Origin of the sequence: Leifsonia sp. NPDC077715 (assembly GCF_040686855.1) — a bacterium.
Classification (GTDB): domain Bacteria; phylum Actinomycetota; class Actinomycetes; order Actinomycetales; family Microbacteriaceae; genus Leifsonia.
The window spans coordinates 481,703-495,337 of record NZ_JBFBOG010000003.1 but is presented as its reverse complement, the minus strand read 5'-3'; the positions used below and the strand labels follow the sequence as shown (position 1 = coordinate 495,337).

The window sequence follows — 13,635 nt, the reverse complement described above, 5'->3', positions numbered from 1 at the left end:
GGGGCGCGGATGTCGACGACCGACCAGAGCGAGGTGGAGCTCCCGACCCCGACGGTCCGGCAGCTCCTGCTGCTGAGCATCCCCTCGATCATCATCGGCGTCTTCACCGCGCTCACGCTCTGGCTGGTCGATGAGGCCGCGGATGCGCTCCACGACGGGATCTGGACGTCCCTCCCCCTCGCGCTCGGCATCGACCCGAACTCGGGGTGGTGGGTCTTCCTCGTCCTCACGTTCACGGGCATCGCGGTCGGGCTGACGATCTGGCTGATCCCCGGACACGGCGGGCCGGACACGGCGACGACCGAGCTGGTCGAGCCGCCGATGTCGCCGGTGATCGTGCCGTCGCTCGCGCTGGCCGCCATCCTGGGCCTCGCCGGTGGCGTCAGCCTGGGGCCGGAGAACCCGATCATCCTCATCAACGTCAGCCTGCTGGTGTGGCTGGCGGCGCGCGCGTTCAAGGCCGTACCCGGCCGGATGGTCTCGATGATGGCCATCTCGGGCACGATCGGGGCGCTCTTCGGGACGCCGGTGGCGGCGGCGCTGATCTTCACGGCGATCATGGCCGCAGTGAAGGGCGGCGGCTCCCTCTGGGACAAACTGTTCCTGCCGCTGGTCGCCGCGGCGGCGGGATCGATCACGATGACGCTGCTCGCGCACCCGTCGTTCGCCATCGCGATGCCGGCGTACACGGCGATCACGGGGTGGGATGTGCTGGCGTCCATCGTCATCGCCGTCGTCGCGACGGCGATCGGGCTGGTCGCGGTGTACCTCTTCCCGCTCTTCTATCGCGTGTTCCACAGTCTGCGGCACCCGCTCCTCATCACCGTCGCGGGCGGTCTCATCCTCGGGGTCCTCGGCGCCATCGGCGGCCCGATCACCCTGTTCAAGGGCCTCACCCAGATGAACGACCTGGTGACCCACCGCGACGCCTACAGTCCGGGCCAGCTCACGCTCATCGTCGTCATCAAGCTGCTCGCGCTGCTCGTCTCGGCCAGCGCGCTGTTCCGCGGCGGCCGGATCTTCCCGTCCGTCTTCATCGGTGCAGCGGTGGGCACGCTCGCGGCCGCGCTCGTGCCGGGCATCCCGCTGCAGGTCGCGGTCGCCTCCGGCGTACTCGGGCTCACGGTCGCGGCGGCACGGGACGGCTGGGTCGCCATCTTCGTGGGCGTCGCGGTCACACAGAACCTGATCGTCCTGCCGATCCTGTGCCTCGCCATCCTGCCGGCCTGGCTGATGGTGACACGGGCTCCGGAGCTGCTGATCACGCCCCGGCGGACGATTACGCCGACTTCTCCTCGCGCCGCGGGCGGTGCGGGACGATAGTCGGCGCTGCGTTCTCGAGCACCGCCTCCTTCGTCACGACCACACGCGCCACCTCGGAGCTGGACGGCACCTCGAACATGATCGGGCCGAGCACTTCCTCCATGATCGCGCGGAGTCCGCGGGCGCCGGTCTTGCGCAGCACGGCCAGGTCGGCGATCGCCTCCAGGGCCGCGTGGTCGAACTCCAGCTGGACGCCGTCGAGCTCGAACATGCGCTGGTACTGCCGTACCAGGGCGTTCTTGGGCTCGGTGAGGATCTGCATCAGCGCATCCTGATCGAGCGGCGTCACCGTGGTCACGACCGGAAGACGGCCGATGAACTCGGGGATGAGGCCGAACTTGTGGAGGTCTTCCGGCAGCACCTCGCTGAAGAGGTTGATGTCGTCGCCCTTCGAGTGCAGCGGGGCGCCGAAGCCGATGCCCTTCTTGCCCGCGCGGGACGAGATGATCTCCTCCAACCCGGCGAAGGCGCCGGCAACGATGAACAGCACGTTCGTCGTGTCGATCTGGATGAACTCCTGGTGCGGGTGCTTGCGGCCGCCCTGCGGCGGGACCGAGGCGACCGTGCCCTCGAGGATCTTCAGCAGCGCCTGCTGCACGCCCTCGCCCGAGACATCGCGCGTGATCGACGGGTTCTCGGCCTTGCGGGCGATCTTGTCGACCTCGTCGATGTAGATGATGCCCGTCTCGGCCCGCTTGACGTCGTAGTCGGCGGCCTGGATGAGCTTGAGGAGGATGTTCTCGACGTCTTCACCGACGTAGCCGGCCTCGGTCAGCGCCGTGGCGTCGGCGACGGCGAACGGCACGTTGAGGCGCCGGGCCAGCGTCTGGGCGAGGTAGGTCTTGCCGCAGCCGGTCGGGCCGATCAGCAGGATGTTCGACTTCGCGATCTCGACGTCGTCGATCGAGTCGGCCGACGTGATGGTCTGCTTGGCGCGGACGCGCTTGTAGTGGTTGTACACCGCGACGGCGAGCGAGCGCTTGGCCTGCTCCTGCCCGATGACGTACTCCTCCAGGAACCCGAAGATCTCCTTGGGCTTGGGGAGGTCGAACTCGCTCGACGTCTCCTCGCCCGCTTCGGCGAGGCGTTCTTCGATGATCTCGTTGCAGAGCTCGACGCACTCGTCGCAGATGTACACGCCGGGACCGGCGATGAGCTGCTGAACCTGCTTCTGGCTCTTGCCACAGAAGGAACACTTGAGCAGATCGGCGCTTTCCCCGATGCGTGCCATCCCTCTCCCCTACCTTCTTCGGGTCGTTCTTCCGTCGAGCCTAACCCGTGAGACCGACATTGGCGTGCATGTCGGCCGTTTTGGTTCACACGGCGGTTCTGCTCACAGCAGATGGCGGAAGTATCGCTCCGGAGCGTCGAGGAACGAGCGCCAGTGCATGACGATCTCGAGGTCCTCCCAGGCCGTCTCGCGCATCCCCCACTCCCCGAGTTCGAGGATGTGGGCGCCGGGAAGGGCGGCCAGGACGGGCGAGTGCGTCGCGCAGAGCACCTGCGTCCCGCGGGCGGCCATCTCGTTCAGCTCCGCGAGCCACTTGAGGGTCGAGCCGAAGGAGAGGGCCGCCTCCGGCTCGTCGAGGCACGCGAAGCCGGTGACGTGAGCCGGATGGTTCAGCTTGTTGGCGAGCAGGTCGTTGAAGGACTCGCCGTGCGAGAGCTGGTGCAGGTGCGTGTCCGGGCTCTGCGGCAGCGACTCCAGATACGTGTAGTAGCCGTGCATCGTCTCCGCGCGGAGGAAGAAGCCCCACCGCGGGGTGCCGAGGCTGCGCTCGATCCGCAGCCACCCGCCGAGGGGCGACTCGCTCGGCCGGGTGACGTGCGAGCCGTTCGTACTGCCGCCCTCGGGTGGCATGCCGTAGGCGGTGGCGATCCCCTCGATGACGGTCGATTTGCCGCTGCCGTTCTCCCCGACGAGGAAGGTCACCCCGCGCGGCAGCTCCAGGCCGTCGCGGAGCAGCTGGGCTACGGCCGGGACCGTCGCCGGCCACGCAGCCCGGTCGATGACGGCATCCGGGTCGGGCAGGATACGACGAACGGGGCGGTCATCGAAGAGACCGCCCCGTTCCGCCATACGGCGAAGGCTACTACTTGACCAGCGCCGGCAGCGTCTTGCGGCTGGTGAGCACCTGGTCGATGAGGCCGTACTCCAGGGCCTCCTGGGCGCCGAGGATCTTGTCGCGGTCGATGTCCTTGTTGACCTGCTCCACCGAGCGGTTGGAGTGCTTCGACAGCGTCTCCTCCAGCCAGGTGCGCATGCGCATGATCTCGTTCGCCTGGATCTCGATGTCGGACGCCTGCCCCTGACCGGCCTCGCCGACGGCGGGCTGGTGGATGAGGATGCGGGCGTTCGGCAGCGCGAGGCGCTTGCCCGGGGTTCCGGCGGCGGTGAGCACGGCGGCGGCCGAGGCGGCCTGGCCGAGCACGACCGTCTGGATCTGGGGGCGGATGTACTGCATCGTGTCGTAGATCGCCGTCATCGCGGTGAACGAGCCACCGGGCGAGTTGATGTACATGACGATGTCGCGGTCCGGGTCCTGGCTCTCGAGCACGAGGAGCTGGGCCATGATGTCGTCAGCCGACGCGTCGTCGACCTGCACGCCGAGGAAGATGATGCGGTCCTCGAACAGCTTCGCGTACGGGTCCTGGCGCTTGTAGCCGTAAGCGGTGCGCTCCTCGAAGCTGGGGAGGATGTACCGGGAGCCCGGGGCCTGGATGCCGCCGAATGCCTGACCGCCGACTCCGGCGGATCCGCCGAGCATGGGGGTGTTCATACTGTTTTCCTTATCCTTCAGGCGTCGTCAGTTCTTGTCCGGCTCGGTGCCGCCGCCGCCGGCGACATCGAGAGCCGACTCGCGGATGTGGTCCACGAAGCCGTACTCCAGTGCCTCCTGAGCGGAGAACCAGCGGTCGCGGTCGCCGTCGGCGTTGACCTGCTCGACGGACTTGCCGGTGGCCTCCGCGGTGATCTGCGCGAGGCGGTTCTTCATGTCGATGATGAGCTGCGCCTGCGTCTGGATGTCGCTCGCGGTGCCGCCGAAGCCGCCGTGCGGCTGGTGGAGCAGCACGCGGGCGTTCGGGGTGATGTAGCGCTTGCCCTTGGTGCCCGCGGTGAGCAGCAGCTGCCCCATCGAGGCGGCCATGCCGATGCCGACGGTGACGATGTCGTTCGGGACGAACTGCATCGTGTCGTAGATGGCCATACCGGCGGTGATCGAACCACCGGGAGAGTTGATGTAGAGGTAGATGTCCCGCTTCGGGTCCTCCGCGGCCAGGAGCAGCAGCTTCGCGGCGATCTCGTTCGCGTTCTCGTCCCGGACCTCGGAGCCGAGCCAGATGATGCGGTCCTTCAGCAGTCTGTCGAAAACACTGGGCTGGATACCCATGTCGGCCATGTTCGCTCCATTTCCTTTGTCGCTTGGCATCGAATCTATCGGAGCGCCGGGCGCATTTCGGCGCTGTTCGCCGTGGGCAGATGCGGCGGGTCAGTCGTCGTCGAGGGCGTCCGCGTAGGCGGTGACGGCGCGTGCGTACTGCGGGAGGTGCGGGGCCAGGGCGCCGAGGGCTTCGCGGAGCGCGTCGGCGCGCATGCCGTCGTCGAACAATGCCAGGGCGGCGAACGCGCGGGCGGCGTCGGCGAGGGGATGCTCGGGCTCGGCGGCGAGGAAGTCGCGCAGCAGGCTCAGCGCCTCGGCGGGACGGTCGAGGTTGCGGAGGGTGCTGGCGAGCTGGACGATCGCCTGCCCGCGGTACGGCTCGGCGAGGCCGTGGGCGAGGGCGGCGCGGTAGAACGGCTCGGCGTCGGTCTCGCGGCCGGCGAAGTCGCGCGCGCTCGCGGCCTCGAACAGCGCCTCCGGGTCGTTCGGGTCGCGCTCGGCGACGAGGGCGTCGATGGACGCGAGGGTCGCGTCCTCGTTCGTGTCGTCGGCGGACGCCCACACCGCATCCACCCGCTGCCGCCAGTCGTCGCTCATCCGCGCTCCCTCATCCGTCGGCGCGCGTCCATATGACGCGACACGCCGCCTCGTAACAGTACGAGACGGCGTGTCGTGTCAACCAGAGGGGGACGGCTTACTTGTCGTCGGCCTTCTTCTTGGTGGAGCGCTTCTTGGGCTTCTCCTCGGCGGCGGGGGCCTCCTCGGCGGCGGGCTCGTCGGCCTGCTCCGCAGGCGCCTCGGCGGCGGCCTCGTCGGCCTCTGCGTCATCCGCGTCGGCGATCGCCGTGAACTCGGCCAGGTCGACGGGCTTGCCGTTCGAGTCGACGACCTTCACCTTGCCGAGGATGATCGCGAGCGCCTTGTTGCGGGCGACCTCGCCGACCATCGAGGGGATCTGGCCGTTCTCGCTGAGGATCTTGACGAACTCGTTCGGGTCCATGCCGTACTGGGCGGCACCCTGCACGAGGTACTGGGTGAGCTCGTCCTGGCTGACCTTGATGTCCTCGTTCTGCGCGACCTCGTCGAGGAGGATCTGCGTCTTGAACGTCTTCTCGCTGGACTCCTTGACCTCGGCGCGGTGGACGTCGTCCTCGAGGCGGTTCTCCTGCTCCAGGTGGCGGTGGACCTCGTCCTCGACCAGCTGCTCCGGAACCGGGATCTCGACCAGCTCGAGCAGCGTGTCGACCAGCTGGTCGCGCGCGGCAGTGCCCTGTCCGAACACCTTGGCGCGCTCGACCTGGGCGCGCAGGCTCTGGCGCAGCTCGCCGATGGTGTCGAACTCGGAGGCGATCTGCGCGAAGTCGTCGTCGGCCTCCGGGAGCTCGCGCTCCTTGACGGCGTTCAGCGTGACGGTGATCTGCGCGTTCTCGCCCTCGTGGTCGCCGCCCATGAGCGGGGCCTCGAAGGTGGTGGTCTCGCCGGCGGTGAGGGTGTCGAGCGCTTCGTCGATGCCGTCGATGAGCTCGCCGGAGCCGATCTCGTACGAGATGTTGGCCGCGGTGTCGACCTCCTCGCCGCCGATCTCGGCGGTCAGGTCGATCTGCGCGAAGTCGCCCGTCTTGGCCGGGCGGTCCACGGTCACGAGGGTGCCGAAGCGGCTGCGGAGGCGGTCCAGCTCCTCCTCGACGTCGTCGACGCCGACCTCGGCCGCGTCGACCGTGATGGTGATGTCGTCGAAGGACGGGATGGTCACCTCGGGGCGCGTGTCGACCTCGATGGTGAGGAGCAGGTCGCCCGAGAAGTCCTTCTCGTTCGGCCACTCGGTGATGTCCGCCTCCGGACGGCCGAGCGGGCGCACGTCGTTCTCCTCGATGGCCTGGCGGTAGAACCCGTCCAGACCCTCGTTGACCGCGTGCTCCAGGACGGCGGCCTTGCCGACCCGCTGGTCGATGATGGGCGGCGGCACCTTGCCCTTACGGAAACCGGGGATGCTCACCTGCTCCGCGATGTGCTCGTAGGCGTGCTTGATGGACGGCTGCAGCTCCTCCGGCGTCACCGAGATGACGAGCTTGGTGCGCGTGGGGCTGAGCTTCTCGACCGTGGTCTTCACGATGTCTGGGTTCTCCTGAATGTTCGAACGATGGTCTTCTCGCAAGGAACGAGGTCCTCGTCGGGGCGACAGGATTCGAACCTGCGACCTCCCGCTCCCAAAGCGGGCGCTCTAGCCAAGCTGAGCTACGCCCCGGCTTGAAGCGGTGCGAAAGACCGTCCCCGAGTCTACTGCACGCTCGGCCGCGCCGCGTGTACTACGATGGTCTCCGGCCACCGCGCAGAAGGTGGCCGCGGCGCCGCCGGTGCGGCCCCGGGGATGTAGCTCAATGGTAGAGCCTCAGTCTTCCAAACTGATTACGCGGGTTCGATTCCCGTCATCCCCTCCGTTGTAAACACTGGGCGAGCCGCCCGTTGAGCGAAACGCTCCGGAACGCGATCCCCGCCAAAACCCCGCCTCCATCTGTGGAGCCTTCGGTTTCCTAGCAAGTAGGCTCGGCCCCGGCGATTGGAGTTGGGATGACCACTGATCCGGCAGAGCACGGCCGCCGCGCAAATGCGTGGCGATACGGCGAGGGCACGATGTGGGGCCAGGACGAGGTTTGGGTCACTGGCGCTGGTGAGGCCATTCCCGTGGGCGAAATTGAGCCGGACCATCTTGATCGCATCATTAACCGCATCGAGCGGGGAAACAATGCCGAGATTATCGAGGAGACGCCCCTGATGCGCCGACTCCGCGAGCTAGCCGGAGACAACTCGTAACGAGGCCCCTCCTCTTAGCTGCGCTCCGGACTCTCGTTCTTGACGTAAACGGGGTTGGCGTGCACCGCGTAATAGTCGAGCCACTCGTTTCGCAGCGTCTCGTCCTCGACGTCTCGCCCGACGAATATGTAACCGTCTCCGCTATGCGTCTCAATCGCACTCCAGCCACCGTGTGCGCTCGCGAAGCCCTCGGTTAGCTCGCCCCAGGTAGGGCTGAGGTGCCGGGTGTCCGCTTGATGCTTCTGTCGAATCAGTTCGCCGGTCAGCGCGCAGTACACGGGCGGCATTCCCGCTGCGAAGTCGGCATCTCGCCTCCTGAGGCGCCCATCTTCTAGCGCGAACGCGAGCGCGCTCTTGACGTTTGCGGCTTCCCCTGGCTGGTCGATCACGTGCCAGTAGCTCCAGTCGCGCTCCGTGCCGTCCGTGCGCACGACGATGATCGCGCGTTGGTCCCGGCTGACAGCCTCCTTGCCGGGGAGCCGCCAGGTCTCTTCGACATAGAAGTAGTCGATACCGGGCCCGATCTTCTCCTCAGCGTCCGAATGGAGTCGCAGTACCTCGCGAAGAAGCTGATCGTGGGCTCCTGCAGGGATGCGAGTCCGCAACTCGTACGCACGCAGAATGTTGTCTCGGATGTAGTTCTTCGCCGCCGTTCGGCTGCGGAACGACATTGACGGAGTCACAAAGGGAATCGCCACCACTGCTGCCTCATTTCAGTGCTCGAAGGTGGGAGCTTCTGTGCTCATCACCACGGGGTGCGTCCAAATCGAAACGCATAGCGAACTCATCTCGGTTGAGAGCGACCACTCGCGCGAGTTCATCAAAGGTGTAGTCGTGATCGGAGAGATGAACCTTGATAAGGGACGACATGACTGTGGGGTGGTCATGCGCCACCTCGACCGGCTCTGACTTGCGCCAGCCTTTCTGCGACATCGAAACCATCAGGCTCTTGTATCGCGTGTCATCGATGACTCCAAGGTCACGAGCTCGGCGAACAAGCGCACTGATCGCGACTCGCCAGACAAGCTTGAGTTGAGCCGCACGCGCCAAAGTGATGCCCTTGAGTTCCGTCCGAATCTCAGCCGCTGGCATCAGGAATTCGGCTGCAAATGCGTCGGCCTCTCGCTCCGCCTCGTCTGTGGTTACCAGCACTGAGTGCATAACGAGATGCCCGAGCTCATGAGCGAGAGTGAACCGTTCGCGGTCGGCAGGCAGACCTGTGTTGAGGATGATAAGCGCTGGATAAGTGCCCACGTTGTCGAGACTGATTGCTGCAATCTTTGGCGACTCTAGATTGCTCCGCACCACGATGATCCCGGCAAGCTCCAATGCAGCGGCCATGTCGCGGACAGGTCCCATCGGCATCCGCCAAAGTGCGCGCACGGCACGCGCAACCTCGGCGGGCGTCCCGTACTCTTCGACTTCGAGGGAGGGGACGACATACTGCGTGTCTACCTCGATCGACCGAAGCAGCTTGTCCAGCCGCATTCGAGTCAGATTCACCTGCGCCTGAATCTTGCGAAGGGTGGTCTGGGGAAGAGCCTGCTGCTTACGGTGATAAAAAGCGGCGGAACCGAACCCGTAGATCGGATCCGTCCAGTTGAACGCTTCCACGGGGTAGTCGAGCGCGTCAGCGAGCTGTTGAAGCCGCGCGTCATCGATCACAGCCAGGCCGTTCTCCATTTTGGAGAGGGTCGGCTGCGGGATGCCAGCCAGCTTCGCAAGCTGAGCACCGCTGTATCCCCGTGATTCGCGCAGAAGAGTCAACATCTGCGGATTCATAAGTCCTATCCTTCAGCTTCCTCGCGCGCGGCAGGCCGCGTGCTGCGAACGGGCGGACCCTGAGGAGCATCCACGCGAACGGGGGTGACCGAGGCCGTTCCCTCGTCGCTGAGGTCGATCTGCCAGATAACGCGCCCGTTGTAGGTACATGCGATGGCCAGAACGTCCAGGCCGATGCCCAGCTCGTCGGGCAAGTACCCAGCCACGATGTAGGTCGCCGCCGTACCGTCCAGCACGACCTGCTGCAACTCGAACTCAAGCCGTTGCTGGGTCGGGATACCCGACGTGCCAAGTTTTCGGCTGCGGAACTTCTTGAAGCGCAGAATCAAACGCCCGTCATCGAGTGACACGGCCAACATCTGGCCCTTTCTCACCGCAGGAATGCCCTTGGCATCGAAGTACTCCTCGGCGTGGAAAGTGATCCGGTCGTAGACCATGTTCGCCCGTGTGGTGGGGCGCGAGGTCGCCAACTTGGGCGCAGCCAGCACCGACTCATGCCAGTCGGCCCAACCCTGCTCCAAGAAACCGCGAAGTGCTCCAAGGTGCGGCGCCAGGATCGCCTCAGCGTCCTGCCTGGAGAGGAGTTCATCAATCATGAGTCAAAGTCTCACCTATAAACTCGCGGCTGTCAAATATTCGCGAACTAATCGGCGCGTCGGGTTCAAACGCCATCCCAGGGAGCTTAGGAGTCGCGTGGACGAGCTCGTGGCACGAATCCGTTCAGCGAACGGACTGCTCGCATAAGCCGATCCTTGCCAGCGCGACACTGCTCCGCCATGTTTCGCAGATGCAGCACTAGCCTGCTTCGCGCGACAATGGCCGCATGACGGCGCCCACCCCGCCCGACGAGCACCACCTCACCGACGCGCAGCGCAGCCTCCGCGCCCAGCTGCTCGCGACCGAGCACTGGAGCCTCCTCGCGTCCCGGAGCACCACCCAGTCCGAGGTGCTGACGCGCATCGCGATCTTCCTCACCCTCGTCTCCGCCGGCCTCGTGACCCTCGGCTTCATCGGCCAAGCCAGCGGGTTCCGCGGGTGGTTCGGGCTGGCGGCGCTCGGGGTGCTTCTGGTGCTCGCGCTTCTGGGCCTGATCACGATGGTGCGGGTCTTCAACACATCTGACGAGGACATGATGTACGTCGTCGCGATGAACCGGCTGCGCGCCGCCTATCTCGACCTCGATCCGGGACTCGGCCGCTACCTCTACGCGTCGGCGAACGACGATGAGGAGGGCATCCGCGTCACGTACCACTTCTTCGGGCCGCGGGGCGCGTCGCCGGTGCTGGGCAGCTCGATGATGCTGATCGCCGTAGTCGAGGCGATCGTGATCGGGCTCTTCGTGGGCAGCACCACGGCCGCGCTCGGCGCCCCGCCGGCCGCCGCGATCATCGTCGGCGTCGTCATCGCCCTCGTCGCGGTGGTGCTGGCGATGCTGTGGGGGTTCTCGATCTACCGGCGGGCGGTCACGGCGTTGCAGCCGGTCAACCCGAGCAGCTGACCGCTATTCGTTGCCGACGTGCTTGTCGGCCTGGTCCCTGGCGCCCTCGATCTTGTCGTCGTACTTGCCGCCGGTGACCTTCTTCGCGGCCCCCGCCACGCCGTCCAGCAGCTTATCGCTGATGTCCTCGGCCTGCTCGGAGCTCAGCGCGTCCTTGACCTTCGGGTCATTCAGGAACTCCTGGGCCTTCTTCGTGATGTCGTCGAAACCTGCCATGGGGTCATCCAACACCCGCACGGCGGCGCTGGCCAGGTCCGGAACAGCCGGGCAGCTCCCCCATCGTGAGTTCCGGCGCGACCCCGTCGGCGAGCGGGAACCAGGCGAGGAACGTCACACCCTCGTCCGTCGCGTCGAACCGCGCAATGGTGCGGTCGCCGGGTTCGAAGAAGGTGTCGCCCGGGCAAAGCACCCGCTCCGGCTCGTCGCCGACGGCGAACACCACCGACCCGCGCTCGACCACACCGAACACAGGGCCGTTGTGCCAGTGGGCGCCCGGATGGACGCCCGGCGCGATCTCGATGCGTCGCACCTCCACATGGCGGACGGGGACGACCTCGTCGAGGCGGTGGTCGTCGAGCGTGGTGCGGGTCACATCCATACGTCTCCTCAGCGCTGCAGGAAGGCCAGGACTGCGAGCACCCGGCGGTGGTCGTCGCCGGAGTCCTCCAGTCCCAGCTTCTGGAAGATGGAAGTGACGTTCTTCTCCACCGCGCCGACGCCGACGACCATGCGGGCGGCGATGGCGGCGTTGGTGCGGCCCTCGGCCATCAGCTCCAGCACCTCCCGCTCGCGCGGCGTCAGGGTGGCGAGCGGGTCGGTGCGGCGGGTCAGCAGCTCTCGGACGACCTGCGGGTCGAGCACGGTTCCGCCAGCGGCCACGCGGGTGACCGCATCCTGAAGCTCGTCGAGGGACGCGATGCGGTCCTTGAGCAGGTAGCCGGTGCCGCCGTCGCCGCCCGCAAGCAGCTCCTGGGCGTACGTGCCCTCGACGTACTGGGAGAGCAGCAGCACGGCGATGTCGGGATGCTCGCGCCGGATGCGCAGCGCGGCCCGCACGCCCTCGTCGCGGAACGTGGGCGGCATCCGCACGTCGAGCACGACGACGTCGGGCATCAGGTCGGGCAGCGCCTCGAGCAGCGTGTCCGCGTCCCCGAACGCGCCCACCGTGTCGAACCCGGCCTCGTCGAACAGCCGGATGAGGCCTTCGCGCAACAGGACGGAGTCATCCGCGACGACGACGCGCAGCGGTCGGTCTTCACTCGGCACGGCTCCCAGCCTAGAGGGCATGGAGTTGACGCGACACGCCGTCGCGGCGGGCGGCCGGGCGGCGTGTTGCGTCAACGAGAAGGGCTCAGGCGAGCGGGATGCGGGCGCCGATGCGGGTGGGACCGCCGGCGGGGCTCTCGACGACCAGCTCGCCGCGGAGGCCGCGCACACGCTCCTGCAGGCCGCTGAGGCCGTGGCCGGCAACGAGCGACGCTCCCCCGCGTCCGTTGTCGGTCAGCCAGACGTTCAGCCAGGCGGCGCCCGACGCGTCCGTCGTCTCGTCGATGAACATCCGCGCGGCGGTCGCCTCCGAGTGCTTCGCGAGGTTCGCGGCCAGCTCGGCGAGCACGTAATAGGCGTTGCGTTCGAGCTCCGGGCTGAACCGCTCCCCCTGCTCCAGCGTCGACTCCACCGTGATCGGGATGGGGCTGCGCGCGGCGAGCGAGTCGGCGGCGGCGACGAGACCGCGGTCCTGCAGGATGGGCGGGGCGAAGCCGCGGGACAGGGCGCGCAGCTCCTCCAGGGTGTCGCCGGCCTGCTGCCGGGCCTCGGCGAGCAGGGTGGCGGCGGCCTCCGGGTCGTCGGCGAGCTTGCGCTCGGCGGCGGCAATGTCCATCTGCAGCCGGATGAGCCGCTGCTGCGGGCCGTCGTGCAGGTCGCGCTCCAGCCGACGCAGCGCCTGGTCCTCCGCGGCGACCGCCGCTCCCCGCGAAGCGGACAGGTCGGCGACCTCCGCCTGCAGCGCCTCCGACGGCCAGCGTCCGAGCACGCCGCGGGCGATGCCGTGGTGGGCCAGGGTCAGCCCGCGCGTGACGAAGGGCAGCGTCACGGCGAACAGCACGCCCGCGATCACGTAGAGGATGCGGTCGCCCGTGTTCGGGTCGAAGGTCGAATGCGTGCCGAAGACCGCATCCACGATGGTCTGCGAGAGGTAGAAGTCCCGGTTCCCCTGCGGGATGAACGGCAGCCAGATCCACCCCGTCAGACCGCCCAGCGCGATCGACGCCCACGTGATCGTGAGCGACCAGGACACGATGCTGACGACCGGGTTGATGATCACGCCGTGCAGGAGGTACAGCCAGTAGTGGCCGTTGGCGAAAGGCCCGAAGATGGCGCGCCAGAAGGTCCGCGGCGTCCCGGGCTTCTCCCACACCGGTCGCGGGATGGACGGGCGGCCCGCCCAGTCGAGGCGCGTCAGCTCGACGACGCCGAACCCGCGCGCGGTGTAGAAGGCGGCGACCACGATGAAGAAGCCGATGTAGATGACGATGGTGCCGACACCCGTCCAGAACAGGGTGAGCAGCACTGTGAGGCCGATGATCGCGATCGGCATGGTGAGCAGCAGGAAGCCGAGCTCCCTCGGCACGCCACGCCAGAGCGAGCCGTAGCGGGCGGGCGCAGACGCGCGCGCCGACGCGGGGGCCGGGACGGGAGCGGGGCCGGATGCGGTCACGGCATCCAGCGTGGCAGAAGTGATGACGGGTTCGGTGGACATGACCTCAGCCTGGCCGGACGGACCGGGTGCACCCCATCCCGCGACCCTCCCGATCGGTCGGGGGGTTAACCCGACCT

General features: G+C 67.3%; 16 protein-coding genes and 2 tRNA genes. 4 read left to right on the top strand and 14 right to left on the bottom strand.

Translation table 11 applies throughout. From position 1 onward, the window contains the following. Positions 1-9: 9 nt before the first annotated feature. Entirely contained in the window at positions 10-1,323 is a 1,314-nt protein-coding gene (locus AB0P25_RS16225; RefSeq protein WP_363808679.1) for an ion channel protein, read from the top strand. On the opposite strand, the gene clpX is transcribed toward AB0P25_RS16225, so the two are convergent. The 7 genes from clpX to AB0P25_RS16190 all read right to left on the bottom strand — a co-directional run bounded on the left by clpX (position 1,280) and on the right by AB0P25_RS16190 (position 6,951). Further along, on the bottom strand, positions 1,280-2,554 hold the full coding sequence (gene clpX, locus AB0P25_RS16220; RefSeq protein WP_064108836.1) for an ATP-dependent Clp protease ATP-binding subunit ClpX: 1,275 nt from the start codon (positions 2,552-2,554) through the stop codon (positions 1,280-1,282). The two genes, AB0P25_RS16225 and clpX, sit on opposite strands and share 44 nt — an antisense overlap. Before the next feature lie 102 nt (positions 2,555-2,656). After that, positions 2,657-3,403, bottom strand: a complete 747-nt coding sequence (locus tag AB0P25_RS16215; protein ID WP_363808676.1) for an AAA family ATPase — start codon at positions 3,401-3,403, stop codon at positions 2,657-2,659. Positions 3,404-3,416: 13 nt separating this feature from the next. Continuing rightward, a complete protein-coding gene (locus tag AB0P25_RS16210) occupies positions 3,417-4,103 on the bottom strand; it encodes an ATP-dependent Clp protease proteolytic subunit (RefSeq protein WP_363808674.1) in 687 nt (228 codons plus the stop codon). A 27-nt stretch (positions 4,104-4,130) separates the two neighbouring features. Continuing rightward, positions 4,131-4,724: an ATP-dependent Clp protease proteolytic subunit gene (locus AB0P25_RS16205; RefSeq protein WP_363808672.1), complete on the bottom strand. Its 594-nt coding sequence runs from the start codon at positions 4,722-4,724 to the stop codon at positions 4,131-4,133. A gap of 90 nt (positions 4,725-4,814) precedes the next feature. Further along, a complete protein-coding gene (locus AB0P25_RS16200; protein ID WP_363808670.1) occupies positions 4,815-5,303 on the bottom strand; it encodes a tetratricopeptide repeat protein in 489 nt (162 codons plus the stop codon). Positions 5,304-5,400: 97 nt separating this feature from the next. Continuing rightward, a complete protein-coding gene (gene tig, locus AB0P25_RS16195; RefSeq protein WP_363808668.1) occupies positions 5,401-6,816 on the bottom strand; it encodes a trigger factor in 1,416 nt (471 codons plus the stop codon). Positions 6,817-6,876: 60 nt separating this feature from the next. Next, positions 6,877-6,951, bottom strand: a tRNA-Pro gene (locus AB0P25_RS16190). Positions 6,952-7,070: 119 nt separating this feature from the next. Between AB0P25_RS16190 and AB0P25_RS16185 the strand changes: the two genes are divergently transcribed. Both AB0P25_RS16185 and AB0P25_RS16180 read left to right on the top strand, forming a co-directional pair. Then, positions 7,071-7,141: transfer RNA gene (locus AB0P25_RS16185), tRNA-Gly, on the top strand. 133 nt (positions 7,142-7,274) lie between these two features. Further along, positions 7,275-7,517 carry a hypothetical protein gene (locus AB0P25_RS16180; RefSeq protein ID WP_363808666.1) on the top strand — a complete coding sequence of 81 codons (243 nt, stop codon included), beginning with the start codon at positions 7,275-7,277 and terminating at the stop codon, positions 7,515-7,517. Positions 7,518-7,531: 14 nt separating this feature from the next. Here the strand turns inward: AB0P25_RS16180 and AB0P25_RS16175 are convergent, their stop codons facing one another. From AB0P25_RS16175 to AB0P25_RS16165, 3 genes are read right to left on the bottom strand one after another with little or no spacing between them, the layout of a single operon-like run. After that, on the bottom strand, positions 7,532-8,188 hold the full coding sequence (locus tag AB0P25_RS16175) for a DCL family protein (RefSeq protein ID WP_363808664.1): 657 nt from the start codon (positions 8,186-8,188) through the stop codon (positions 7,532-7,534). Positions 8,189-8,225: 37 nt separating this feature from the next. Continuing rightward, positions 8,226-9,299 (bottom strand): XRE family transcriptional regulator, encoded by a 1,074-nt coding sequence (locus AB0P25_RS16170; RefSeq protein WP_363808662.1) that lies wholly within the window; start codon positions 9,297-9,299, stop codon positions 8,226-8,228. Between the two features lie 5 nt (positions 9,300-9,304). Further along, entirely contained in the window at positions 9,305-9,895 is a 591-nt protein-coding gene (locus tag AB0P25_RS16165) for a hypothetical protein (protein WP_363808660.1), read from the bottom strand. Positions 9,896-10,122: 227 nt separating this feature from the next. Between AB0P25_RS16165 and AB0P25_RS16160 the strand changes: the two genes are divergently transcribed. Further along, positions 10,123-10,797 carry a hypothetical protein gene (locus tag AB0P25_RS16160; RefSeq protein ID WP_363808658.1) on the top strand — a complete coding sequence of 225 codons (675 nt, stop codon included), beginning with the start codon at positions 10,123-10,125 and terminating at the stop codon, positions 10,795-10,797. A gap of 3 nt (positions 10,798-10,800) precedes the next feature. On the opposite strand, the gene AB0P25_RS16155 is transcribed toward AB0P25_RS16160, so the two are convergent. From AB0P25_RS16155 to AB0P25_RS16140, 4 genes are all read right to left on the bottom strand, one after another. Next, complete coding sequence (locus AB0P25_RS16155; RefSeq protein ID WP_064108829.1) at positions 10,801-11,013, bottom strand: antitoxin; 213 nt, start codon at positions 11,011-11,013, stop codon at positions 10,801-10,803. A 4-nt stretch (positions 11,014-11,017) separates the two neighbouring features. Continuing rightward, positions 11,018-11,389: a cupin domain-containing protein gene (locus tag AB0P25_RS16150; RefSeq protein WP_363808656.1), complete on the bottom strand. Its 372-nt coding sequence runs from the start codon at positions 11,387-11,389 to the stop codon at positions 11,018-11,020. Between the two features lie 14 nt (positions 11,390-11,403). Then, positions 11,404-12,084 carry a response regulator transcription factor gene (locus AB0P25_RS16145; RefSeq protein ID WP_363808654.1) on the bottom strand — a complete coding sequence of 227 codons (681 nt, stop codon included), beginning with the start codon at positions 12,082-12,084 and terminating at the stop codon, positions 11,404-11,406. Between the two features lie 64 nt (positions 12,085-12,148). Further along, positions 12,149-13,558 carry a sensor domain-containing protein gene (locus AB0P25_RS16140; protein ID WP_363808652.1) on the bottom strand — a complete coding sequence of 470 codons (1,410 nt, stop codon included), beginning with the start codon at positions 13,556-13,558 and terminating at the stop codon, positions 12,149-12,151. Positions 13,559-13,635: the final 77 nt, after the last annotated feature.